The organism is Duncaniella dubosii, assembly GCF_004803915.1.
In the GTDB taxonomy this organism is placed as follows: domain Bacteria; phylum Bacteroidota; class Bacteroidia; order Bacteroidales; family Muribaculaceae; genus Duncaniella; species Duncaniella dubosii.
The window spans coordinates 1-25,648 of the sequence record NZ_CP039398.1 but is presented as its reverse complement, the minus strand read 5'-3'; the positions used below and the strand labels follow the sequence as shown (position 1 = coordinate 25,648).

Annotated in this window: 25 protein-coding genes and 1 pseudogene; 8 read left to right on the top strand and 18 right to left on the bottom strand. The window is 41.6% G+C overall.

Annotated features, from left to right (window positions below):
- Positions 1–608: 608 nt before the first annotated feature.
- Both E7747_RS16210 and E7747_RS16205 read left to right on the top strand, forming a co-directional pair.
- Positions 609–920 carry a hypothetical protein gene (locus E7747_RS16210; RefSeq protein WP_136417204.1) on the top strand — a complete coding sequence of 104 codons (312 nt, stop codon included), beginning with the start codon at positions 609–611 and terminating at the stop codon, positions 918–920.
- Positions 921–1,397: 477 nt separating this feature from the next.
- On the top strand, positions 1,398–1,949 hold the full coding sequence (locus E7747_RS16205) for a hypothetical protein (protein WP_136417203.1): 552 nt from the start codon (positions 1,398–1,400) through the stop codon (positions 1,947–1,949).
- Between the two features lie 80 nt (positions 1,950–2,029).
- Here E7747_RS16205 and E7747_RS16200 read toward each other — a convergent pair.
- The 4 genes and pseudogenes from E7747_RS16200 to E7747_RS16185 form a co-directional block, all read right to left on the bottom strand.
- Positions 2,030–3,135 (bottom strand): annotated as a pseudogene (locus E7747_RS16200) (IS4 family transposase).
- A gap of 712 nt (positions 3,136–3,847) precedes the next feature.
- Positions 3,848–4,126, bottom strand: coding sequence for a Txe/YoeB family addiction module toxin (locus E7747_RS16195; protein WP_128708243.1), 279 nt, complete (start codon positions 4,124–4,126; stop codon positions 3,848–3,850).
- On the bottom strand, positions 4,123–4,422 hold the full coding sequence (locus E7747_RS16190) for a hypothetical protein (RefSeq protein WP_128708244.1): 300 nt from the start codon (positions 4,420–4,422) through the stop codon (positions 4,123–4,125). The genes E7747_RS16195 and E7747_RS16190 overlap by 4 nt, the downstream gene beginning before the upstream one ends.
- 488 nt (positions 4,423–4,910) lie before the next feature.
- On the bottom strand, positions 4,911–6,365 hold the full coding sequence (locus E7747_RS16185; RefSeq protein ID WP_128708245.1) for an AAA family ATPase: 1,455 nt from the start codon (positions 6,363–6,365) through the stop codon (positions 4,911–4,913).
- 119 nt (positions 6,366–6,484) lie between these two features.
- Here E7747_RS16185 and E7747_RS16180 point away from each other — a divergent pair, with 119 nt between their 5' ends.
- A complete protein-coding gene (locus E7747_RS16180) occupies positions 6,485–7,048 on the top strand; it encodes a recombinase family protein (protein ID WP_136417200.1) in 564 nt (187 codons plus the stop codon).
- A 118-nt stretch (positions 7,049–7,166) separates the two neighbouring features.
- On the opposite strand, the gene mobV (E7747_RS16175) is transcribed toward E7747_RS16180, so the two are convergent.
- From mobV (E7747_RS16175) to E7747_RS16150, 6 genes are all read right to left on the bottom strand, one after another.
- Positions 7,167–8,867 (bottom strand): MobV family relaxase, encoded by a 1,701-nt coding sequence (gene mobV / locus E7747_RS16175; RefSeq protein WP_128708246.1) that lies wholly within the window; start codon positions 8,865–8,867, stop codon positions 7,167–7,169.
- 381 nt (positions 8,868–9,248) lie between these two features.
- Entirely contained in the window at positions 9,249–9,731 is a 483-nt protein-coding gene (locus E7747_RS16170; protein WP_128708247.1) for a hypothetical protein, read from the bottom strand.
- Between the two features lie 188 nt (positions 9,732–9,919).
- Positions 9,920–11,596, bottom strand: coding sequence for a hypothetical protein (locus E7747_RS16165; protein ID WP_136417202.1), 1,677 nt, complete (start codon positions 11,594–11,596; stop codon positions 9,920–9,922).
- 247 nt (positions 11,597–11,843) lie between these two features.
- Complete coding sequence (locus E7747_RS16160; RefSeq protein ID WP_136417201.1) at positions 11,844–12,164, bottom strand: hypothetical protein; 321 nt, start codon at positions 12,162–12,164, stop codon at positions 11,844–11,846.
- Between the two features lie 45 nt (positions 12,165–12,209).
- Positions 12,210–12,956 (bottom strand): ParA family protein, encoded by a 747-nt coding sequence (locus E7747_RS16155; RefSeq protein ID WP_128708250.1) that lies wholly within the window; start codon positions 12,954–12,956, stop codon positions 12,210–12,212.
- The gene (locus E7747_RS16150) at positions 12,944–13,162 is read right to left on the bottom strand and encodes a hypothetical protein (protein ID WP_128708251.1); all 219 of its coding nucleotides are present in this window, start codon (positions 13,160–13,162) and stop codon (positions 12,944–12,946) included. Before E7747_RS16150 ends, E7747_RS16155 begins: the two co-directional genes overlap by 13 nt.
- 311 nt (positions 13,163–13,473) lie before the next feature.
- Here E7747_RS16150 and E7747_RS16145 point away from each other — a divergent pair, with 311 nt between their 5' ends.
- The 4 genes from E7747_RS16145 to E7747_RS16130 all read left to right on the top strand — a co-directional run bounded on the left by E7747_RS16145 (position 13,474) and on the right by E7747_RS16130 (position 17,310).
- The gene (locus E7747_RS16145; protein WP_128708252.1) at positions 13,474–15,228 is read left to right on the top strand and encodes a hypothetical protein; all 1,755 of its coding nucleotides are present in this window, start codon (positions 13,474–13,476) and stop codon (positions 15,226–15,228) included.
- Between the two features lie 250 nt (positions 15,229–15,478).
- Positions 15,479–15,877 (top strand): hypothetical protein, encoded by a 399-nt coding sequence (locus E7747_RS16140; protein WP_128708253.1) that lies wholly within the window; start codon positions 15,479–15,481, stop codon positions 15,875–15,877.
- A gap of 95 nt (positions 15,878–15,972) precedes the next feature.
- A complete protein-coding gene (locus E7747_RS16135; RefSeq protein ID WP_228449350.1) occupies positions 15,973–16,392 on the top strand; it encodes a hypothetical protein in 420 nt (139 codons plus the stop codon).
- A gap of 69 nt (positions 16,393–16,461) precedes the next feature.
- Complete coding sequence (locus E7747_RS16130) at positions 16,462–17,310, top strand: hypothetical protein (protein ID WP_128708255.1); 849 nt, start codon at positions 16,462–16,464, stop codon at positions 17,308–17,310.
- An 80-nt stretch (positions 17,311–17,390) separates the two neighbouring features.
- On the opposite strand, the gene E7747_RS16125 is transcribed toward E7747_RS16130, so the two are convergent.
- From E7747_RS16125 to E7747_RS16110, 4 genes are all read right to left on the bottom strand, one after another.
- Positions 17,391–18,497 carry an IS4 family transposase gene (locus E7747_RS16125; protein ID WP_136413620.1) on the bottom strand — a complete coding sequence of 369 codons (1,107 nt, stop codon included), beginning with the start codon at positions 18,495–18,497 and terminating at the stop codon, positions 17,391–17,393.
- Between the two features lie 712 nt (positions 18,498–19,209).
- Positions 19,210–19,488, bottom strand: coding sequence for a Txe/YoeB family addiction module toxin (locus E7747_RS16120; protein WP_128708243.1), 279 nt, complete (start codon positions 19,486–19,488; stop codon positions 19,210–19,212).
- Positions 19,485–19,784, bottom strand: coding sequence for a hypothetical protein (locus tag E7747_RS16115; protein WP_128708244.1), 300 nt, complete (start codon positions 19,782–19,784; stop codon positions 19,485–19,487). Before E7747_RS16115 ends, E7747_RS16120 begins: the two co-directional genes overlap by 4 nt.
- Before the next feature lie 488 nt (positions 19,785–20,272).
- A complete protein-coding gene (locus E7747_RS16110; protein ID WP_128708245.1) occupies positions 20,273–21,727 on the bottom strand; it encodes an AAA family ATPase in 1,455 nt (484 codons plus the stop codon).
- Positions 21,728–21,846: 119 nt separating this feature from the next.
- Between E7747_RS16110 and E7747_RS16105 the strand changes: the two genes are divergently transcribed.
- Positions 21,847–22,410 carry a recombinase family protein gene (locus tag E7747_RS16105; protein WP_136417200.1) on the top strand — a complete coding sequence of 188 codons (564 nt, stop codon included), beginning with the start codon at positions 21,847–21,849 and terminating at the stop codon, positions 22,408–22,410.
- A 118-nt stretch (positions 22,411–22,528) separates the two neighbouring features.
- On the opposite strand, the gene E7747_RS16100 is transcribed toward E7747_RS16105, so the two are convergent.
- The 4 genes from E7747_RS16100 to E7747_RS16085 all read right to left on the bottom strand — a co-directional run bounded on the left by E7747_RS16100 (position 22,529) and on the right by E7747_RS16085 (position 25,090).
- Positions 22,529–22,816, bottom strand: coding sequence for a hypothetical protein (locus E7747_RS16100; protein ID WP_168185391.1), 288 nt, complete (start codon positions 22,814–22,816; stop codon positions 22,529–22,531).
- The gene (gene mobV, locus E7747_RS16095) at positions 22,813–24,228 is read right to left on the bottom strand and encodes a MobV family relaxase (protein WP_136417198.1); all 1,416 of its coding nucleotides are present in this window, start codon (positions 24,226–24,228) and stop codon (positions 22,813–22,815) included. Before mobV (E7747_RS16095) ends, E7747_RS16100 begins: the two co-directional genes overlap by 4 nt.
- Positions 24,200–24,511 carry a hypothetical protein gene (locus E7747_RS16090; RefSeq protein ID WP_136417197.1) on the bottom strand — a complete coding sequence of 104 codons (312 nt, stop codon included), beginning with the start codon at positions 24,509–24,511 and terminating at the stop codon, positions 24,200–24,202. Before E7747_RS16090 ends, mobV (E7747_RS16095) begins: the two co-directional genes overlap by 29 nt.
- Before the next feature lie 96 nt (positions 24,512–24,607).
- Positions 24,608–25,090, bottom strand: a complete 483-nt coding sequence (locus tag E7747_RS16085; RefSeq protein ID WP_128708247.1) for a hypothetical protein — start codon at positions 25,088–25,090, stop codon at positions 24,608–24,610.
- Positions 25,091–25,648: the final 558 nt, after the last annotated feature.

The following is a 25,648-nucleotide window of genomic DNA, read 5'->3' as shown; positions in this document are numbered from 1 at the left end:
TTTTTGTAATAAAAAAATGCCTCGTAAAGACATCTCATTATTATCACCGAGAGAACTAGCACTTACCGTTCTCTCTAAATTGCTATATCACATATAGCGACCAGATCCGTTGGTATGGAAGAAATCGTTTCCCATCATAGAAACATTCTTCAGTATTATCTAAATCAGGACATAGGTCAAACAAATACATCGAATATCACTGAATTCTCTATCTATGATATTCCTTGGGGGGATATTCTCGATGCTATTGCATCAAAAAACACTTTTTCTTAGCAAACAAATACATACTCATCAATTCTCAACACATGAGATCCGATACATTGTGTGCCTTGCTATGTGGATTATCCGGAAAAGAATATGGACTTATAACAGGATTTAAGAGCCAATACAACCTAAGTTGGTCTATCCGCAACAAATTTGGCATGGCTCCCAAGTCTACAAATCTTCGTATTTTCCTCCAAAAACTTTCAGATAGTCCATCTTATGAAAGTTCATCACCCTCTATTCCAAAATAAACCACCCCCCCATTTGTATATTATTAATTTTCAAATATTTACATCTCCAAAATCTTTAGATATGAAACTTTTTGATTTGGCATCTGAAAGTCCGTGGCAGTAATTTTGCAACATCAAAAAATCAATCAAAAACGGCATATCAAAATGACTAAATTTACTATCTCTTGTCATCGTAATGATAATGGCAGCATTTCAGGCGATGGCGCAGGAATCGAAAGACCAACACTCTCTTCTCAATCCATTAAATTGGAAATAACCCAATTAAGGACTCACAATACAGGAGTCCATCGCGCTCCTAAACATATTTCTATAGAAGCTTTCTATGATGCAGAAAGTAATTCTATAGACATATCCTACGACGGAGAAAATGATGGCGAGGTTTTCGTCTTATGGGTGAAAATTTAATTGGATATGACTCCACAATAAATACAATAATCCAACTGCCTTACGATTCTGGACAGTTTCATCTTGAAATCAGTGGTGAAACATGGATTGCACAAGGATTTATTTCATTGTAAATATCCTCTTCAGAAAGCGCCTGTTTTCAAAATCTAAACTAACATTAATCATATAAATAAAACTCTCGAATGAAACCAAATTTATCATTCTTCTTGAGTCGCATTATCTACCCTTTTGATAAGCCTCCTATCCTCTTGCACTAACGAAGCAAGATGGAATCACCCCAAACTATTTCAGAATCAGAAAACATTCTGATTGAATATGCTGATGCCCATAATCTTGGATTGGATTACATCAAGTCCGAGATACAGAATTCCCATGGCATTTGCGATAAAGAATTCATAGAATCTGCTTTTTGATTCTTTTATAATCATCCAATATGGCAAAAATGAAGCCTCTAAAATTTCCCGAGAACTAGCACCAATGAAAGATCTGATGTTCTGTTTGGAGACTCCACTCACATTGCAGACCAGAGGGAATAATGACAATATTGTCAACCAAGTAAATCCCATAGCGTATGAGGCGCTAAATGAATGTACTAAAAGAATCTCGGAAAAATTAGCTAATATTTCCGATGAAAACTTATTTGACAACAGTTCATTACTAAACGATCTTCATTCTCTTATCAATGACTATTACAATACCTATATTCAAAAGTACCCTTCAGACATCGATACCCAAGCGATTGCACAAGTTCTTGGTATTCTATATGGCTCAATCGAATATTGGACAAATTCTAATAATGTAAATTTTTGGTCTAATGTTGAGTTGGAAGGATATAGCAATTGTAGTGCTGGCAATGACCAATCAACACCACAAACAAGAGCTGATGAGAAAAAGAAAGATGATAAGACTCTTTCCAAAAGCGACTACATTATAACAGTAGCTTCAGCTGATGCAATAGGAGGACTCCTTAGTGGTCCTGGTGCAGTATTAGCATCCGGTGCTGCTGCATTATATTTCGATGTTGAATAAAAATTTAGGTAATTTAAGTTATGTAGGTGTACACCTACATAACTTAAATTACCTAAATCTCCACATACATAATCAATAATTTAAGTACATGACAAAAATTTGAAAACATCGAATTTAGTAGTATAAGCCGGACGCAGAAGTATGGTCGCAATCTCTCCAAACCATACTTGACAAGCGACTTTGCCTTTCTTCCATGTTTCAGAATCCTTATCGGTTTAATATTTATATCTTTATGTTCACCAACGAGATACGCCCATACAAGAGCCATGCAGACCATCGCCGTAAGACGAGCGATGCGGTTGATGTCGCGCAGGTGGGTGTCCTCGATGTTGAAGCCGGAGGATTTCATAGCTCTGAAGCATGTCTCAATCTGCCATCGTTGTTTGTAAGTGGCAACGGCCTCTTCGGGGCGGTTATAACAAATCAGAATTTGCAGTTCAGGCACGCCATCGGAGTTTTTCAGCAAGGCTCCGGAAATATAGACATATTCCCCTTTGAGGAGAAACAGCTTGTCGTAGACACGTTCCTGGCCGAGCTTAAGACCGTGAAACAGATGCCACGCCCTGACATCCTGGCAGGATTTGGGATTGCGCAACCAAAAATTCTGTTTAATCCGCAGATAGTATCGGATGCGTCTGTTGTTGAGATATTCGACCCATTCCTTGCCGACAAACTCGCGGTCGGCAACAAGAGAGTCGATACACTCGGCTCCGAACAATCGTATAAATCTATCAATCAGCCACGTCCGTTCTTTCCAATTGGAATTGCCGCGTTTGTCGAGCATGGTAAAGAGCAGAGGAAAGGCAACACCCTTGTAAGTGACACCAAGCATAAGGATATTGATGTTGACCTCACCGAATTTCCAGTTGGTGCGGTCAAGGCTCAGGACCAGTCCTGTCTTGACGGGCAGAAGAGCAAATATCACTTTGGCGATAAGGTCAAGGTTGAGGGCATATCCGGCAAGGAACCTTTGCAGACGGCGCAGGTTGGAATCACGCTCCACACACGTAGGCATTGCAGATGCTATCTTGTGGAGACTGACTGTCTGCACAACGCAAAGTGCCTGAAGAACAAACGCAAGCAATTTTATGCGGGCAAGATTCATTACCGAGCCAAGATGCTCTTGCATAATCGGGACAATTTGATTAACTTTGCCATTGTCCCTGAGAGTTGTCGTAACTTTCATGGAAAAAGCGGTCAAACTTTTCTTTAAAGTTACTAATTTTCAGGGACTTTTACAAGTAATAACTAATTAAAAATCAATCATATAACTGACAAAAATTAATTTTTGTCATCTACTAAAATCAATAATATGAGAATCATTATTAATTGCGGTTATAACCATTCTTTATCGAAAATCATTATCTTAAAGAATGGACAACATGCTACCACTTATTCACCTAATGAGGGTGTGTATGAATTAGATGCTAAGGAAGGTGATTCTATTTCAATAAAACTACGTTTTCTTGATTTTTTTTCACCAACAATCTATACCTTTAGATATAACGCTAATCATAACATTCTCTATCTAAAGCCATCTAATATATATAATATATGGGATTTATACACATGTATTATATTACCCTATGTCTGCTTATTTTTACTTGCTTTAAAGTCAATTTTCACTACTGAAATCTATAGCTATTTTTGTGCTGGAATCATAACAATGACAGCACTGTCCTTAATTTGTCTTAAAACAATTGACTACATTCCTTATATACGAAGAAATATATTTACTCACTATTTCATATAACTTCTCTTATAGTCAAAATCGACCGTTTTTGAGACAATCTAAAAGGCTGGTTCCCGGTATCGAGGAGCCAGCCTTTTTACGTTTCAAAAGAAGTATCAAAATCAACTTCTCAAAAAACTACTAATAAATAGGTAATGAGACATTATCACTTGTCTCTGTAATGTCCTTTCAATGAGATAACGGTAACAAACACCTTCTCATCCTCTATGGTGTAAATCAACCTGTCGCCTTTCGTTATTCTACGACTCCATTTGCCGGACAATTCACCTTTGAGTTGTTCGACCTGTCCAGTACCTGTCTTTGGATGTTCCTGAAGCTCTGTGAACAAATCCGCTATCTTTTTAAGCGTTTTCTTCTGTCCAGATTTCCTCCATTCATTCAAATGGACTTTCGCTTCGTCTGATAAGATCAGCTCGTAAATCATACCCCCAACAAATCCCTTATTTCATCCATAGAATACGCTCGACATCTTCCGGCCTTTATATCCTCGATGCCACGCCTAACGGATGCCATGTTTTCCGGGTCGTCAAACCACGGATCTCCGGAGGGAGAGGGATTTTCACTAACTTCCACAGATACCGAGTTCGCCTTATTTATAAGGATCGTCTCAATGAAGTTCTTCAGACTCCTGCCTTGTGCCACTGCCATAATGGATAACTTTTGCAGCGTATCGACAGGAAGATCGATGTTCTTGCGCTTGATATTTATTGCTGTTGCCATAGTCTTTTTGGTTTTACGATGCAAAGATATAAAATATATACAATATACACAATTTGATAACAAGAAATGTTCAATACCGATGTTTTATTGTTTTATTGTTTTATTGTTTTATTGTTTTATTTATATAAATATTCCTATGTATCAACAACATAGCTAAAATAATAAACCATTCCAAAAATCGACTTATTTCCATAAGTGGACTTTTTTACCACTTGTGGAAATAAGTCGATTAGTACTCCACCGAGTATCCCAACACGGATATTCGGCTATAAGTGGGTAGAATTGCATACTTATAGCCAAATATCGCCTCTTTATTATCACGATAAGACTTGACTCAAATTTACCACCAACCTCTGAATATACCACCTCAAAAGTGGTATATATTCCAACGATATACCAGATACCGGGTATCATATAGAAAATATTTTATATAGAAAAATTTTTCTATATCTCTATAATAAGCAACCTACTCCTTGAATTTACATCGTTTAAGGAAGGAACAAGTCATCAAGCTCCACGAATGAGTTAATCTCATATTTTTGTGGATTATCAACAATTCCTGAAACTGTTATCATCGTAAGGTGTACAGCTTTCTTAGGTGCTACTTCTTCTTGATACCGTCCCTGTCTCATATGAAGATCCTCCATATATTCCGATGTAATGGCAAATGGTTTTGTTGAGAACTTTGCCTCACACAGATTCACGACATCATCCGCGCGATCTATAACCATATCTACTTGCATTCCGGGATAGCCATGTTCTTTATCTGGTTCTGCACTCCATGCATACCAACTTGTGTATACTCCAGATATTCCCAATGCCTTCGCTATCTGATTTCTATGCTGAAAGCAGACTCGTTCAAATGCCAATCCACTCCATGCTGAATGAGCATGAGTCTTGACATAAGTACTCCAATAATTTGATTCCACTTCCTTCTTAAGAATAAATTCATGATAGAACAGTACGAAATTATCAATTAATTGATACGTTGCATCTCTCTTTCTCTTGTTCGGTTGACTGACCTTCTCAATGAATCCACATAATTCCAGATTCTTAAGAATTGTAGATAATCTGCCAGATAGCTTATAACCTGATAATTCAGAAATCTCCTTTAGACTTAATCCTTTTTTCTTCTGAGATAGGCTGTTGATAACAGCCTCATATGCTTCCGGATGAGAAAATAGTGATGAAAATAATGCACCATACTCCTCTTTCATCTCTGCTCCACGCCTGAAAAAAAGTCTATCGACATTTGAAGGAAGGCTCTGTTCCTTCTTGAATTTAGTCCAATAATGGGGAATACCTCCTAAGATCATATAGGCTTCAACAATCTGTTTTCTGTTCCATCCAAGATTCATACTTTTACATAATTGTTCGCATTCCGTCAAACAAAACGGATATACAGGAATACGCTTGGTAATGCGATTATACAGACCTCCATGATTTCTGAATACCTTGTTGAACATCCAGGAAGTTGCACTTCCACAAATAATTAACACGATGTCCTCTGTCCATCCGGCCCATCTGTTCCAAAAGTTACCCAATGCTTCTACAAATCCGGCTCTCGGTACATCCATCCAAGGTAACTCATCAAGGAATACCACCTTCTTCCTATTGACCAAAGAGTCAGTCTTAACAGATTCAAGAAGATGTTGTAATTGATAAAAAGCTTCTATCCAATTTTTAGGTTTAGGACACTTCCGCAAACCTTGATTTATCAGGGCCATATGAAAGGCTTCTAGTTGTTCTTTATTATTTTTATTTTCCAACCCAGTGTACTGAAAAGCGAATTGTCCTTTGAAAGCCTTGTTTACCAGATATGTTTTCCCAACCCTACGGCGCCCATATATGGCAACAAATTCTGATTCTCTTGAATTTACAGCATCAAGAAGAATCCTCAATTCTTCTTGCCGCCCTATTATATTTTGATATCTTGTTTCCATTTCAATGCAAAGTTAATAAAAATATTCATTTGAGCGTTCATTATCTTCGTTAATTTCTTACTTAATGAACACACAAATAAGATTGTGAATATTTTTAATTACCTTTGCAACTAAAAAATATGATTATAGGCTACGCAAGAGTATCGACCACCGGGCAGAACCTCGAGGGGCAGACAGATCTGCTCACTCAGAACGGATGTGAGCGGATATACAGTGAGAAGATCTCCGGAGTAAAAAATGAGCGTCCGCAACTTGACAGGATGATGGACTCACTCCGTTCCGGAGACACCGTGATAATAACGGAACTTACCCGGCTGGGGCGTTCCGTCAAGGAATTGCTCTCAATCATCGAGAGAATACATGAAGCCGGAGCGTCGATAAAATCACTGAGAGAGACATGGCTCGACACCACCACACCACAGGGTAATCTGCTGCTCACAATCTTTGCCGGACTCTCACAGTTTGAGAGAGATCTCACACGGCAGCGCACAAGGCAAGGACTTGAAGCTGCGAGGGCAAGAGGACGAAAGGGAGGCAGACCAAAGTCTGATGAAAGCAAAGTATCTACCGCTCTGAAGATGTACGACTCAAAGCTGCACTCGATAGATGAGATAACCAAGGCAACCGGAATCAGCCGGGCAACCCTTTACAGAGCCATCGACAAACGCAAGAAAACAACTTGATTCAGCTTGCTGTCCTGCATCGGCTCTAATCATGGAAGCGCACCTGTCCTTGACTGGTGCGTATTAGGCTACGCACCTACGGTTTATACGGCGAGCCGACTGTAAGGACGCATTATCCCTACATTCGCCTTCCCCTGCTTTTCTTCGGAGGTTCCTGAGTCTGTCCGGTGTCCGGCTTTTGTGTCTGCTGCTTCCTTTTCTCTTCCTCCTGACGCTGCTTTATTCCAAGTGCAGCCTTCACCTTTGCCCAAATATCCCGGAAGAAATCGGAGATACGCTTACCGCACATGGAGATGAACGAGTCTTCTCCATGTCCTTCAATCCTCACGGAGATATTATCGGCATATTCCTCCGGAATCCTCTTTCCTGTCGCCGGATCCATAAACGGATATTTCTTCCATGTCAAAGTCTGACCCGAAAGAATGGCATCCTGATAATCCGGATCTTTAATCTCAATCGACACAAGTTCCCTTATCAACCGGGCTTCAAGAGGATGTCTGCGTTCAAGTGCGGTCTGTGTACCAGACACGGTCTCCTTCAACTGTTGCAGTTCCCGTTCCGCCTTCTCTCTTCCGGCTTTCTCATGCCGAGTGGTAGCGGCTTCTCTCTCCAGTGCGGTGGCGTTGCCGGACACGAGCAACTTCAGCTCCGCATTCTCCTTTGCAAGCCTCTCCACCTCTTTCTTGGCAAGGAAACTTATCGAGGCGTTGTTTATCCTATCCAATGCCTCCTTCTCAACCTTGGCAACCTCTTTCTCCCTGCTGTCCGCCGCCTGAAGAAGACGGTCAGCGGACTCTATGCGACCCTCGGCATATTCTCCGGCTTCTGTGTAAGTGTCGAGCCTGTCCTGCGCCTTCACTATCAACGGAAGAAGTTTGTCGAGCTGCTGCTGTTGTCGCGCTATCTCATTTTTCTTTTCAGTGAGTTCACTCCTAGTCTCGTTCAGTTCCTTTTCCTGCTCCCGGATCTGACTGTCCTTTTTAAGAATCTCCCTGTTCTTCTCCTTCACCAGATCCTCCTGTCCGGCTAGTTCCTTGAGCAATTCGTCCAGCCGCCCGCGTTGCAGCTCGTATTGCTCCTTATAATACTGGGCAAGATCCTTGTGCCTGGCAGGACTTCCTTCCTCACCTCTCTCCAGTCCGAAAGGCGCCATCGCAACAGCATACTCTGTCTGCCGCCTTTTCAGATCCCATTGGGTCATGACATCATCGGCACACAGCCGCAAGGTCTCCACTGTCGCCTTTTTCTTGTAGCGGCGTTTCTTCTTCGGGACTTCCTCACCATTCTTCTCTGCTTTCTCCTTATCCTTGGCGGCTCTCTTTTTTGTAGTCCTCTGCTTCTTGCTCTCTCCGGACACAACAGGAACAAGAGACACATGAAGGTGCGGAGTCTCCTCGTCCATGTGCAGAACCGCACTCACGATGTTTTCCTTGCCATGTTCTTTCTGCGCCCACTTGATTGACTCCCGGCACCATTCCATAAGCCTGCCCTGCTCGATGATCTCAGCCATACCCTCTACCGATGCGCTCATGCGGATCTCGATGCAGCATATCTGACCTTTCCGGATCTTGCGCTCGTATTCATTGCCGTCGGCATCCTTCTGATGACGGACAGCATCAAGCCTTTTCTCGATGGCTGCGCTGCGGCCAATCTCCCGGGCTTCCTTTATAAACTCCTTGTTATGTCTGGTAAGGTCTCTGCGCTTGATGTTGTACGGCACATGCTCCGTTCCGTCCGCCTTCTTCCTCTCGATATGGGTGGAGTAGGACACCGGTGGACCGTAGCATTTCTCATAATGGCAGACTGTATAGTGGCTCATATATTTTCAGTGGAAGGTGGACGGAAACGGAAGGGAAGGGATGCAAGGGGAACGGCGGCCGCAGAGCTGTTCCCTTTGCCGGAGAGTGCAGAGAGAGGGTCACTCTCTGCCCGGGGGTGACGGGGGCTGGAAGCCCTTGTCCGAGGGTCCGGGAAGGGTCATCCCGGCGGTGGGGTTCAAAGGGGAGAGGACACTCCCCTTGTGGGGGTTGTAGGGGGCGAAGCCACATGCCTTAATAGGGTTAAATATAGCATCCCAACGGAGTGGATGCGGTGGCTTCGCCAATATTTTGCCCTATTAAGCTATGGCAAATTTAAAAAATTTGCTCTCGCGCAAGCGATGGAACCGCCTGAAACAACTGACCTCCGGAGGATACCTGTGCTATTCCTCTACCTTGCCGTATCCCATTTTGACACGGTTACTCACAAGCAAATACCCACTGAAAAAGCGGTCGAGTATGTTGTTGATTGTGGATGTGATCGTAGCGTGTGGGACACCACTTCCGGCGTTCATATCCTTAATCATCTTCACGAACTTCGGGGCGATTGGAACCTGCGGGAACTTCATCGAGGAAGATCGGTACACCATAGGGGAGATATATCCCTCTATGAAATCAGCTTCTGTTGTTTCCAAAACAGTTCCGCGCTTTGACAGCACGAACAGAGCCTCTGCCTCACTTGCCAGCTTCGGTCCCTCAGGGGGAGAAAGCAGGCTTAAATTCAACGTGTTTTCCATAGCATATATGGTTCTCTCGGAGAATATGCCATCCTTGTTCATCTCTATCTCAATGACCTTTCTTGGATCTTTCTCGAAAGATTTTCTGACTGCTAAAAGATCAACCTTTTCTTCTTCTGTTTCATCCATTGATAAAGCATTTGTTATTTGTTTTGAAAATTCATATTTCTGAAAATTATTTTACCTGAACATTCTGGCATAAATATTTCCTTACAAATAACATTCATACTATGGTTATAGTTCTTGAAGATAACTATGAAACGGACTCGCAAGCCTAACAATAAAAAATATATATATTGTTTTATTTATTTAATGTTTTATTGTTTTAGTGGTTCCTGCACGGCAGAATCCCACCACCGGGTAACAGTAGGTCTTGAGAGTCCTGTCTCCCGGGCACACAAAGATTTATTCTTGCTATCCGGATTCTTCGCTCGCCACTCTTTTATGATAGAGGCATGAGGACTATTATCCGCAGTTGCAATCTTTCGTCCATTCCCTTTTCTCCATGTGCCATCAGGATAATCTACTTCTTGAAGCATTCTAATTCTTCGTAAATGGACATTCTGCTCTCGTCCATTACGTCTATTTCTTTCTACTTTTATACCTGTGGTTGTCTCAATAACCCTAAGCGGCCACTTGTTATATTCCTCGTCATAGGCTCTCATGGCATCGTTTACATCATCCTCCGTAAAGGGATTATCCACTGTCTCAGTCTTGCGGTCAAAAGCCGGAACCAAGGATAGGGCATCAGCAAGGACTTCATCACGGGGTACGCTACATTTGACAGCATAGACAACCAATGTAAGAATGCACCAGTACCGATGATGCACTTCCACCTGCTGACCGTCTTTAAGGATATTCAACCACCAATCATATAATCCACGATTGAGTTGCCACTTCTTGCCCACTCTCCTGCGTCCTATGACACGGGAGGCATACCACTCCGGCCATCGTTCCTGCGCCTCTTTCAGCGTCACACGGGACGGATTATGCGGAGTCTTATCTGTCAACTGTCCGAGTTCTTCATCAGACAATCCGAAAGCACGCCCTAAAAAACTGTTCAGTTCCTCCGGCGTGTGCATGGGCGCGGAACGGTTCCAGAATGCCCGGATAGGTTTGCCGAACTTTGTCTTGGTTCCCGGCACACGGAAGCCCTGTACCACACTCTGAACCTGCGCCCTCTCCGCACCAAGTTTTGACACGAGCCACACAATCTTGGTCAAACCTCGTTTCATCTTGTTCAAAGCATCAAGGCGAGTGGCGAACATTTCAATAGGACGCTTCAACAGGTAATACACATGAATCCCATGTCCGGAATTGACTATGATATTGGCAACAGGATAAACCCCCGTTGTCATACCACGCAACAACATCCGGACCTCGTGCATACTCACACCGTCAAGATCTATCGCAAAGGCATAAAGAAACCGAGCGTTCCTATAAGAGTTGGTACGCCCTACATAAGTCACCGGGGACAATATCGCAAAGTCCCGCCCATTGAGGAAACTCAGACTCTCGCCATCATCCTTCAGCAACAACCTATGCCTATTCTTTTTTCCATCCTTGTAGAACACCACAGGATTATATCTCCACATACGATAACCACTATAGTCTATCTTCTCTGACTGTACATCATCTGAATTGGAGGACTCTGACCTCAAAGCCTTGTTCCGAATCTTCTGCTTCAACCACAACTGATATTCATAACTCTGTACTTCCTCAAAAGGAATAATCCCCTCACCCTGTTCAAAGGCTTTCCTCTCAAACAACAACTCGACAAACTCATCAGGATAAAGCTCCGACAATTCATAATGCTCCCCACACTGAAGGTAATCGGATTTACGCTCAAACTCCTGCTCCAACACATCCACAGAAACACGGTTCAGCCTACCATGATAATCCGACCAAGCCTGAAGAAACTCCCGGTACTCATCCGCAGAAAGAGTATCGAAATCAAAATTATTCAAGTCAACCTTACTAAAATCTATACTCATAATCTAAAAATTTGAACAGGGGGGCACTCGTTCCTCGTGCCCCGTTGGGGGGCGTATATTATCAATACAATTTCTTTTACAGTTTTACAAAAATAGACATTTCTCCCGACATACACAAATCTGCTCCTATTTCATATCGAGAAAGTATTAGAATTTAATTGGAGCGACCGCATTTGTGGCCGCTCCAATTAACAACAATATAAATTGTTTTATTTATTCAATTATATATTGAAATATTTTTATATTGTCATTTTACCCTTTGAGAAACATACTCCTTCAATGCTGTCGTTATGATCTCCTTTTGAGTTGTGCGCTCAACCACGGCAAGCATCTTTATTTCCTGGGCAAGTGAGTCCGGAAGTTTGAATGTCACACATATCTCCGGTTCTCCGGAGTTGACAGACGGTCTTCCCGGTCTGCGCTTATCGGATTGTCCCGGTATTTCAGGTGCCACTTCTTTTGGCATTTCGACAGGGGCAACAGCCGAATTAGTAGATACTGATTCAGCCTCCTTGCTCAAGCCTGTCACTGTACCAAGCAATCCTGATGTCAATGTCTTTTTTGCCATACTTTTTATATTGTTTTATTTGTATATTGCTATACTTATTTATTTTTATATTGTTTGATTGTCTATCTCTTTTGCGAGTGCTCTATAATCCTCCGCAACGGTGGATCCCGGAGCATAGTCCAAAACACTTTGACGATAGGTCGGAGCTTCTGCCGCCGACACACATGTTCTTACATAGGTCTTGTAGATCTTATCTCCATACTTTTCACGAATAGCCTCGATAACCGCATTATCAAGTTTGCGCCGATTGTACTTGGCGATTATGATGCCCGAAACATGAAGTCCCTTGTTGATGCTTTGAGCGATGTCTCCTATCATTTCATCGAGCATTACCAATCCTCGGAGAGGGAGAGTTTCCGCACAGATTGATATGATCACACTGTCAGCGGCAGTGAGAGCATTGATTGTCACCAAACCAAGAGCCGGGGGAGTATCTATAATTATATAGTCATACCCAGCCTTCAGTTCATCAAGGATATTCTTCAGAATCTGTTCCCGGGCAATCTTATTGCTGAACACCATATCTGCTCCGGCGAGATCTATGTGGGATGGTATCAAATCAAGGTTCTCCGATATGTGCATGATTGGTGCCGGAGCACCTTTCATTGCATCATAGATTGAAGCCTCTATCTTGCTTTCATCAGTGAAACTGCTCGTAAGGTTCGCTTGTGGATCTACATCCACCAACAATACCCGACGGCCCATTTTTGCCAAGGCTGCGGCAATATTTACGCAACTCGTTGTTTTAGCCACACCACCCTTGTGGTTGGCTATCGCTATTATTTTCGCCATGTCCAATTTGTTATTCGGTCAAGTTCCTCGATAGCCTCTGCCTGAGCAATTACTTTCCTGAGGACTTCACACACGTTATCTTCCAGGGTTGCCCCAAGACGGTGCAGTTGATTGAGATGGTGCTCCAACGCCTCATGAGCATTGGCGACACTCACCTCATTCTGCTGCAATATCCTCTTGAGTTCTTCCACTCTATCTTCGGCCATTTATATTGCTATATTTATTTAATGTTTTATTTTTATATTGTTTTATTGTCGCAAAGTTAGTGATTATTTTCCAATCTACAAAATGAAAATAAAAAAGATTCATTCATTCGTAAAACGGCTGGAGTTTGCCTAATATCAGAGGCTTACCATGATTTTAGATGTCAAGAAATATTGATGAAGTGAAAAATTTTTAGTAATTTTGCAGTCTCAATCGCCCAATTAAAGCTGTCTTTCAGTTTGTATCACTTGTTGCCATAAGCTGAAATACGATATCCGGGTATATAAGCAAAATAGTAACATTGTAAGATTTTATGAAATTCCTCCATAATATCCTTGTACTCATGCTACTATCATTAGCTTGTAGTACTATTTCTTGTTCTGGTACAAAGGAACAAGAAACGCTTAATCGTGCAGAAGCATTGATGGAGTCCCATCCAGATTCAGCGTTGATAATATTATCTACCATAGATAAGGGGCAATTATCAGACAAAAACCAAAAGGCAAAATACGCTCTTCTGATGTCAATGGCTCTCGATAAGAACTATATCGACACCACAACATTTGATGTGCTTCAACCTGCCTGTGATTACTATATAGAGAAAGGCACACCAGATGATATGCTCCGGACTTACTATTATCGTGGTCGCATATTTCAAAATCAGGGGGATCATGATAATGCCTTGAATTCATTTTCTAAAGGCCTTGACAACCCTCACTTAACAGACTCCCTGACTATAGCTCGAACTTTAGTTGCTATTGGATACATCTATAATGAATTATTCGACATCGATAGCTATGTCTCTTACTCTTTGAAAGCAGCTGATATCTATAATGGTTTGGCTTTTAGGAATCAGGAACTAGACTGCTTATTCAAAGCATTAGACGGAGCTATAATCTTGGGAAATCAATCTATTGGCGACAGTATAATAAATTCTATTGAACATTTTTCGTCGTTAGATAGTATCTCAAAGAAGTCCTTAACACGACTTCAATTATCGTATGCCTTAAAATTTGGGGCTACTGATGATATAAAAGGCCTAATACATGAGCAAGAAGAAAATTTAAGTTCACTGAATGATGCACTTAACCTTGCGTTAGCTTATAATAAGGTTGGCAACGACAATAAAGCCTTTCAGTTACTGAACATTGTTAAAAACAGTGGTCTTCCATATGACACGCTTAGGCATTTATCAATATCAGTACCCATTTTTGAAGGTTTAGGAAATTACAAAGACGCTTTATCGTTGTATAAACAATACAGTCACAAGCAAGACTCTATTGATTTCCTTAAATTTGAACAAGCCTCACGTTCTATAGTAGAAAAACATAGAATAGAGCTTCAAGCACAAAAAGATGCCAGACATAAATCTCGAATTATATGGGGGTGCTTCGGAGGGATTGCAGTCCTTTCTATGGGAATTTTAATACTGTGTTTACTTGTTCGTAGTAATAGGGCAAAGAAAGAACTTGCTCTTGAAAAAGTAAGGACTAAGGAGGCCGAAAACGCCAAACTAAAATCTGAAAAAGATAATTTAGCTCTCGAGAATAGGAATCTTCAATTGGAACGAGACAAGAAAGCACTCGAAGCCGAGAATTTAGCTCATAGAGTGGAAGCTCTAGAAAATGAAAGTGATAGTCTCAAAGCTCTAATTAACAGCAGAGAAGAACTCCCCATGGAAGTTCAAAGAGAAATAAAAGTCCGCATTGAGATGCTGAATTCACTACTAGCCAGTTACATTACTAATAACGACCAATATGAGAAGCCTTACGATGTCTGGATTAAGGAGCTTACCGACAACAAGGATGAATTCATGAACTCTAACAGATTGGCTTTTCAGGTTTCTCATCCACGATTCATACAGTATTTTGAAGATCACAACTTGACCACCGATGAGATTAATTACGTATGTCTTTACGCAATTGGATTGAGAGGAAAGGAAGTGGGTAATTACATGAATAAGCGTAGCCATGTTAATACGAGTAGTGCCATCCGTAAGAAATTAGGTATTGACAAGCACGAAACCAATATTGGTATATATGTGCGAAAACTTCTCAAAAATTTATAATGTAAGCCTTGATTCTGAAAGTAAATATTATCATATTCCAAAATTTCCACTTTCACACAGTCTATATTTATAGTTATTAGAATCTTACATAGCATACAGCTGAAACTTTTATTTTTTTAATGAATGTTTTGTGAGGTATTTTTGTAATAAAAAAATGCCTCGTAAAGACATCTCATTATTATCACCGAGAGAACTAGCACTTACCGTTCTCTCTAAATTGCTATATCATATAGCGACCAGATCCGTTGGTATGGAAGAAATCGTTTCCCATCATAGAAACATTCTTCAGTATTATCTAAATCAGGACATAGGTCAAACAAATACATCGAATATCACTGAATTCTCTATCTATGATATTCCTTGGGGGGATATTCTCGATGCTATTGCATCAAAAAACACTTTTCTTAGCAAACAAATACATACTCATCAATTCTCAACACATGAGATCCGATACATGTGTGCCTTGCTATGTGGATTATCCGGAAAAGAATATGGACTTATAACAGGATTTAAGAGCCAATACAACCTAAGTTGGTCTATCCGCAACAAATTTGGCATGGCTCCCAAGTCTACAAATCTTCGTATTTTCCTCCAAAAACTTTCAGATAGTCCATCTTATGAAAGTTCATCACCCTCTATTCCAAAATAAACCACCCCCCCCATTTGTATATTATTAATTTTCAAATATTTACATCTCCAAAAATTCTTTAGATATGAAACTTTTGATTTGGCATCTGAAAGTCCGTGGCAGTAATTTTGCAACATCAAAATCAATCAAAAACGCATATCAAAATGACTAAATTACTATCTCTTGTCATCGTAATGATAATGGCAGCATTTCAGGCGATGGCGCAGGAATCGAAGACCAACACTTCTTCTCAATCCATTAAATTGGAAATAACCCAATTAAGGACTCACAATACAGGAGTCCATCGCGCTCCTAAACATATTTCTATAGAAGCTTTCTATGATGCAGAAAGTAATTCTATAGACATATCCTACGACGGAGAAAATGATGGCGAGGTTTTCGTCTTTATGGGTGAAAATTTAATTGGATATGACTCCACAATAAATACAATAATCCAACTGCCTTACGATTCTGGACAGTTTCATCTTGAAATCAGTGGTGAAACATGGATTGCACAAGGATTTATTTCATTGTAAATATCCTCTTCAGAAAGCGCCTGTTTTCAAAATCTAAACTAACATTAATCATATAAATAAAACTCTCGAATGAAACCCAAATTTATCATTCTTCTTGGAGTCGCATTATCTACCCTTTTGATAAGCCTCCTATCCTCTTGCACTAACGAAGAGCAAGATGGAATCACCCCAAACTATTCAGAATCAGAAAACATTCTGATTGAATATGCTGATGCCCATAATCTTGGATTGGATTACATCAAGTCCGAGATACAGAATTCCCATGGCATTTGCGATAAAGAATTCATAGAATCTGCTTTTGATTCTTTTATAATCATCCAATATGGCAAAAATGAAGCCTCTAAAATTTCCCGAGAACTAGCACCAATGAAAGATCTGATGTTCTGTTTGGAGACTCCACTCACATTGCAGACCAGAGGGAATAATGACAATATTGTCAACCAAGTAAATCCCATAGCGTATGAGGCGCTAAATGAATGTACTAAAAGAATCTCGGAAAAATTAGCTAATATTTCCGATGAAAACTTATTTGACAACAGTTCATTACTAAACGATCTTCATTCTCTTATCAATGACTATTACAATACCTATATTCAAAAGTACCCTTCAGACATCGATACCCAAGCGATTGCACAAGTTCTTGGTATTCTATATGGCTCAATCGAATATTGGACAAATTCTAATAATGTAAATTTTTGGTCTAATGTTGAGTTGGAAGGATATAGCAATTGTAGTGCTGGCAATGACCAATCAACACCACAAACAAGAGCTGATGAGAAAAAGAAAGATGATAAGACTCTTTCCAAAAGCGACTACATTATAACAGTAGCTTCAGCTGATGCAATAGGAGGACTCCTTAGTGGTCCTGGTGCAGTATTAGCATCCGGTGCTGCTGCATTATATTTCGATGTTGAATAAAAATTTAGGTAATTTAAGTTATGTAGGTGTACACCTACATAACTTAAATTACCTAAATCTCCACATACATAATCAATAATTTAAGTACATGACAAAAATTTGAAAACATCGAATTTAGTAGTATAAGCCGGACGCAGAAGTATGGTCGCAATCTCCTCCAAACCATACTTGACAAGCGACTTTGCCTTTCTTCCATGTTTCAGAATCCTTATCGGTTTAATATTTATATCTTTATGTTCACCAACGAGATACGCCCATACAAGAGCCATGCAGACCATCGCCGTAAGACGAGCGATGCGGTTGATGTCGCGCAGGTGGGTGTCCTCGATGTTGAAGCCGGAGGATTTCATAGCTCTGAAGCATGTCTCAATCTGCCATCGTTGTTTGTAAGTGGCAACGGCCTCTTCGGGGCGGTTATAACAAATCAGAATTTGCAGTTCAGGCACGCCATCGGAGTTTTTCAGCAAGGCTCCGGAAATATAGACATATTCCCCTTTGAGGAGAAACAGCTTGTCGTAGACACGTTCCTGGCCGAGCTTAAGACCGTGAAACAGATGCCACGCCCTGACATCCTGGCAGGATTTGGGATTGCGCAACCAAAAATTCTGTTTAATCCGCAGATAGTATCGGATGCGTCTGTTGTTGAGATATTCGACCCATTCCTTGCCGACAAACTCGCGGTCGGCAACAAGAGAGTCGATACACTCGGCTCCGAACAATCGTATAAATCTATCAATCAGCCACGTCCGTTCTTTCCAATTGGAATTGCCGCGTTTGTCGAGCATGGTAAAGAGCAGAGGAAAGGCAACACCCTTGTAAGTGACACCAAGCATAAGGATATTGATGTTGACCTCACCGAATTTCCAGTTGGTGCGGTCAAGGCTCAGGACCAGTCCTGTCTTGACGGGCAGAAGAGCAAATATCACTTTGGCGATAAGGTCAAGGTTGAGGGCATATCCGGCAAGGAACCTTTGCAGACGGCGCAGGTTGGAATCACGCTCCACACACGTAGGCATTGCAGATGCTATCTTGTGGAGACTGACTGTCTGCACAACGCAAAGTGCCTGAAGAACAAACGCAAGCAATTTTATGCGGGCAAGATTCATTACCGAGCCAAGATGCTCTTGCATAATCGGGACAATTTGATTAACTTTGCCATTGTCCCTGAGAGTTGTCGTAACTTTCATGGAAAAAGCGGTCAAACTTTTCTTTAAAGTTACTAATTTTCAGGGACTTTTACAAGTAATAACTAATTAAAAATCAATCATATAACTGACAAAAATTAATTTTTGTCATCTACTAAAATCAATAATATGAGAATCATTATTAATTGCGGTTATAACCATTCTTTATCGAAAATCATTATCTTAAAGAATGGACAACATGCTACCACTTATTCACCTAATGAGGGTGTGTATGAATTAGATGCTAAGGAAGGTGATTCTATTTCAATAAAACTACGTTTTCTTGATTTTTTTTCACCAACAATCTATACCTTTAGATATAACGCTAATCATAACATTCTCTATCTAAAGCCATCTAATATATATAATATATGGGATTTATACACATGTATTATATTACCCTATGTCTGCTTATTTTTACTTGCTTTAAAGTCAATTTTCACTACTGAAATCTATAGCTATTTTTGTGCTGGAATCATAACAATGACAGCACTGTCCTTAATTTGTCTTAAAACAATTGACTACATTCCTTATATACGAAGAAATATATTTACTCACTATTTCATATAACTTCTCTTATAGTCAAAATCGACCGTTTTTGAGACAATCTAAAAGGCTGGTTCCCGGTATCGAGGAGCCAGCCTTTTTACGTTTCAAAAGAAGTATCAAAATCAACTTCTCAAAAAACTACTAATAAATAGGTAATGAGACATTATCACTTGTCTCTGTAATGTCCTTTCAATGAGATAACGGTAACAAACACCTTCTCATCCTCTATGGTGTAAATCAACCTGTCGCCTTTCGTTATTCTACGACTCCATTTGCCGGACAATTCACCTTTGAGTTGTTCGACCTGTCCAGTACCTGTCTTTGGATGTTCCTGAAGCTCTGTGAACAAATCCGCTATCTTTTTAAGCGTTTTCTTCTGTCCAGATTTCCTCCATTCATTCAAATGGACTTTCGCTTCGTCTGATAAGATCAGCTCGTAAATCATACCCCCAACAAATCCCTTATTTCATCCATAGAATACGCTCGACATCTTCCGGCCTTTATATCCTCGATGCCACGCCTAACGGATGCCATGTTTTCCGGGTCGTCAAACCACGGATCTCCGGAGGGAGAGGGATTTTCACTAACTTCCACAGATACCGAGTTCGCCTTATTTATAAGGATCGTCTCAATGAAGTTCTTCAGACTCCTGCCTTGTGCCACTGCCATAATGGATAACTTTTGCAGCGTATCGACAGGAAGATCGATGTTCTTGCGCTTGATATTTATTGCTGTTGCCATAGTCTTTTTGGTTTTACGATGCAAAGATATAAAATATATACAATATACACAATTTGATAACAAGAAATGTTCAATACCGATGTTTTATTGTTTTATTGTTTTATTGTTTTATTGTTTTATTTATATAAATATTCCTATGTATCAACAACATAGCTAAAATAATAAACCATTCCAAAAATCGACTTATTTCCATAAGTGGACTTTTTTACCACTTGTGGAAATAAGTCGATTAGTACTCCACCGAGTATCCCAACACGGATATTCGGCTATAAGTGGGTAGAATTGCATACTTATAGCCAAATATCGCCTCTTTATTATCACGATAAGACTTGACTCAAATTTACCACCAACCTCTGAATATACCACCTCAAAAGTGGTATATATTCCAACGATATACCAGATACCGGGTATCATATAGAAAATATTTTATATAGAAAAATTTTTCTATATCTCTATAATAAGCAACCTACTCCTTGAATTTACATCGTTTAAGGAAGGAACAAGTCATCAAGCTCCACGAATGAGTTAATCTCATATTTTTGTGGATTATCAACAATTCCTGAAACTGTTATCATCGTAAGGTGTACAGCTTTCTTAGGTGCTACTTCTTCTTGATACCGTCCCTGTCTCATATGAAGATCCTCCATATATTCCGATGTAATGGCAAATGGTTTTGTTGAGAACTTTGCCTCACACAGATTCACGACATCATCCGCGCGATCTATAACCATATCTACTTGCATTCCGGGATAGCCATGTTCTTTATCTGGTTCTGCACTCCATGCATACCAACTTGTGTATACTCCAGATATTCCCAATGCCTTCGCTATCTGATTTCTATGCTGAAAGCAGACTCGTTCAAATGCCAATCCACTCCATGCTGAATGAGCATGAGTCTTGACATAAGTACTCCAATAATTTGATTCCACTTCCTTCTTAAGAATAAATTCATGATAGAACAGTACGAAATTATCAATTAATTGATACGTTGCATCTCTCTTTCTCTTGTTCGGTTGACTGACCTTCTCAATGAATCCACATAATTCCAGATTCTTAAGAATTGTAGATAATCTGCCAGATAGCTTATAACCTGATAATTCAGAAATCTCCTTTAGACTTAATCCTTTTTTCTTCTGAGATAGGCTGTTGATAACAGCCTCATATGCTTCCGGATGAGAAAATAGTGATGAAAATAATGCACCATACTCCTCTTTCATCTCTGCTCCACGCCTGAAAAAAAGTCTATCGACATTTGAAGGAAGGCTCTGTTCCTTCTTGAATTTAGTCCAATAATGGGGAATACCTCCTAAGATCATATAGGCTTCAACAATCTGTTTTCTGTTCCATCCAAGATTCATACTTTTACATAATTGTTCGCATTCCGTCAAACAAAACGGATATACAGGAATACGCTTGGTAATGCGATTATACAGACCTCCATGATTTCTGAATACCTTGTTGAACATCCAGGAAGTTGCACTTCCACAAATAATTAACACGATGTCCTCTGTCCATCCGGCCCATCTGTTCCAAAAGTTACCCAATGCTTCTACAAATCCGGCTCTCGGTACATCCATCCAAGGTAACTCATCAAGGAATACCACCTTCTTCCTATTGACCAAAGAGTCAGTCTTAACAGATTCAAGAAGATGTTGTAATTGATAAAAAGCTTCTATCCAATTTTTAGGTTTAGGACACTTCCGCAAACCTTGATTTATCAGGGCCATATGAAAGGCTTCTAGTTGTTCTTTATTATTTTTATTTTCCAACCCAGTGTACTGAAAAGCGAATTGTCCTTTGAAAGCCTTGTTTACCAGATATGTTTTCCCAACCCTACGGCGCCCATATATGGCAACAAATTCTGATTCTCTTGAATTTACAGCATCAAGAAGAATCCTCAATTCTTCTTGCCGCCCTATTATATTTTGATATCTTGTTTCCATTTCAATGCAAAGTTAATAAAAATATTCATTTGAGCGTTCATTATCTTCGTTAATTTCTTACTTAATGAACACACAAATAAGATTGTGAATATTTTTAATTACCTTTGCAACTAAAAAATATGATTATAGGCTACGCAAGAGTATCGACCACCGGGCAGAACCTCGAGGGGCAGACAGATCTGCTCACTCAGAACGGATGTGAGCGGATATACAGTGAGAAGATCTCCGGAGTAAAAAATGAGCGTCCGCAACTTGACAGGATGATGGACTCACTCCGTTCCGGAGACACCGTGATAATAACGGAACTTACCCGGCTGGGGCGTTCCGTCAAGGAATTGCTCTCAATCATCGAGAGAATACATGAAGCCGGAGCGTCGATAAAATCACTGAGAGAGACATGGCTCGACACCACCACACCACAGGGTAATCTGCTGCTCACAATCTTTGCCGGACTCTCACAGTTTGAGAGAGATCTCACACGGCAGCGCACAAGGCAAGGACTTGAAGCTGCGAGGGCAAGAGGACGAAAGGGAGGCAGACCAAAGTCTGATGAAAGCAAAGTATCTACCGCTCTGAAGATGTACGACTCAAAGCTGCACTCGATAGATGAGATAACCAAGGCAACCGGAATCAGCCGGGCAACCCTTTACAGAGCCATCGACAAACGCAAGAAAACAACTTGATTCAGCTTGCTGTCCTGCATCGGCTCTAATCATGGAAGCGCACCTGTCCTTGACTGGTGCGTATTAGGCTACGCACCTACGGTTTATACGGCGAGCCGACTGTAAGGACGCATTATCCCTACATTCGCCTTCCCCTGCTTTTCTTCGGAGGTTCCTGAGTCTGTCCGGTGTCCGGCTTTTGTGTCTGCTGCTTCCTTTTCTCTTCCTCCTGACGCTGCTTTATTCCAAGTGCAGCCTTCACCTTTGCCCAAATATCCCGGAAGAAATCGGAGATACGCTTACCGCACATGGAGATGAACGAGTCTTCTCCATGTCCTTCAATCCTCACGGAGATATTATCGGCATATTCCTCCGGAATCCTCTTTCCTGTCGCCGGATCCATAAACGGATATTTCTTCCATGTCAAAGTCTGACCCGAAAGAATGGCATCCTGATAATCCGGATCTTTAATCTCAATCGACACAAGTTCCTTATCAACCGGGCTTCAAGAGGATGTCTGCGTTCAAGTGCGGTCTGTGTACCAGACACGGTCTCCTTCAACTGTTGCAGTTCCCGTTCCGCCTTCTCTCTTCCGGCTTTCTCATGCCGAGTGGTAGCGGCTTCTCTCTCCAGTGCGGTGGCGTTGCCGGACACGAGCAACTTCAGCTCCGCATTCTCCTTTGCAAGCCTCTCCACCTCTTTCTTGGCAAGGAAACTTATCGAGGCGTTGTTTATCCTATCCAATGCCTCCTTCTCAACCTTGGCAACCTCTTTCTCCCTGCTGTCCGCCGCCTGAAGAAGACGGTCAGCGGACTCTATGCGACCCTCGGCATATTCTCCGGCTTCTGTGTAAGTGTCGAGCCTGTCCTGCGCCTTCACTATCAACGGAAGAAGTTTGTCGAGCTGCTGCTGTTGTCGCGCTATCTCATTTTTCTTTTCAGTGAGTTCACTCCTAGTCTCGTTCAGTTCCTTTTCCTGCTCCCGGATCTGACTGTCCTTTTTAAGAATCTCCCTGTTCTTCTCCTTCACCAGATCCTCCTGTCCGGCTAGTTCCTTGAGCAATTCGTCCAGCCGCCCGCGTTGCAGCTCGTATTGCTCCTTATAATACTGGGCAAGATCCTTGTGCCTGGCAGGACTTCCTTCCTCACCTCTCTCCAGTCCGAAAGGCGCCATCGCAACAGCATACTCTGTCTGCCGCCTTTTCAGATCCCATTGGGTCATGACATCATCGGCACACAGCCGCAAGGTCTCCACTGTCGCCTTTTTCTTGTAGCGGCGTTTCTTCTTCGGGACTTCCTCACCATTCTTCTCTGCTTTCTCCTTATCCTTGGCGGCTCTCTTTTTTGTAGTCCTCTGCTTCTTGCTCTCTCCGGACACAACAGGAACAAGAGACACATGAAGGTGCGGAGTCTCCTCGTCCATGTGCAGAACCGCACTCACGATGTTTTCCTTGCCATGTTCTTTCTGCGCCCACTTGATTGACTCCCGGCACCATTCCATAAGCCTGCCCTGCTCGATGATCTCAGCCATACCCTCTACCGATGCGCTCATGCGGATCTCGATGCAGCATATCTGACCTTTCCGGATCTTGCGCTCGTATTCATTGCCGTCGGCATCCTTCTGATGACGGACAGCATCAAGCCTTTTCTCGATGGCTGCGCTGCGGCCAATCTCCCGGGCTTCCTTTATAAACTCCTTGTTATGTCTGGTAAGGTCTCTGCGCTTGATGTTGTACGGCACATGCTCCGTTCCGTCCGCCTTCTTCCTCTCGATATGGGTGGAGTAGGACACCGGTGGACCGTAGCATTTCTCATAATGGCAGACTGTATAGTGGCTCATATATTTTCAGTGGAAGGTGGACGGAAACGGAAGGGAAGGGATGCAAGGGGAACGGCGGCCGCAGAGCTGTTCCCTTTGCCGGAGAGTGCAGAGAGAGGGTCACTCTCTGCCCGGGGTGACGGGGCTGGAAGCCCTTGTCCGAGGGTCCGGGAAGGGTCATCCCGGCGGTGGGGTTCAAAGGGGAGAGGACACTCCCCTTGTGGGGGTTGTAGGGGGCGAAGCCACATGCCTTAATAGGGTTAAATATAGCATCCCAACGGAGTGGATGCGGTGGCTTCGCCAATATTTTGCCCTATTAAGCTATGGCAAATTTAAAAAATTTGCTCTCGCGCAAGCGATGGAACCGCCTGAAACAACTGACCTCCGGAGGATACCTGTGCTATTCCTCTACCTTGCCGTATCCCATTTTGACACGGTTACTCACAAGCAAATACCCACTGAAAAAGCGGTCGAGTATGTTGTTGATTGTGGATGTGATCGTAGCGTGTGGGACACCACTTCCGGCGTTCATATCCTTAATCATCTTCACGAACTTCGGGGCGATTGGAACCTGCGGGAACTTCATCGAGGAAGATCGGTACACCATAGGGGAGATATATCCCTCTATGAAATCAGCTTCTGTTGTTTCCAAAACAGTTCCGCGCTTTGACAGCACGAACAGAGCCTCTGCCTCACTTGCCAGCTTCGGTCCCTCAGGGGGAGAAAGCAGGCTTAAATTCAACGTGTTTTCCATAGCATATATGGTTCTCTCGGAGAATATGCCATCCTTGTTCATCTCTATCTCAATGACCTTTCTTGGATCTTTCTCGAAAGATTTTCTGACTGCTAAAAGATCAACCTTTTCTTCTTCTGTTTCATCCATTGATAAAGCATTTGTTATTTGTTTTGAAAATTCATATTTCTGAAAATTATTTTACCTGAACATTCTGGCATAAATATTTCCTTACAAATAACATTCATACTATGGTTATAGTTCTTGAAGATAACTATGAAACGGACTCGCAAGCCTAACAATAAAAAATATATATATTGTTTTTATTTATTTAATGTTTTATTGTTTTAGTGGTTCCTGCACGGCAGAATCCCACCACCGGGTAACAGTAGGTCTTGAGAGTCCTGTCTCCCGGGCACACAAAGATTTATTCTTGCTATCCGGATTCTTCGCTCGCCACTCTTTTATGATAGAGGCATGAGGACTATTATCCGCAGTTGCAATCTTTCGTCCATTCCCTTTTCTCCATGTGCCATCAGGATATCTACTTCTTGAAGCATTCTAATTCTTCGTAAATGGACATTCTGCTCTCGTCCATTACGTCTATTTCTTTCTACTTTTATACCTGTGGTTGTCTCAATAACCTAAGCGGCCACTTGTTATATTCCTCGTCATAGGCTCTCATGCATCGTTTACATCATCCTCCGT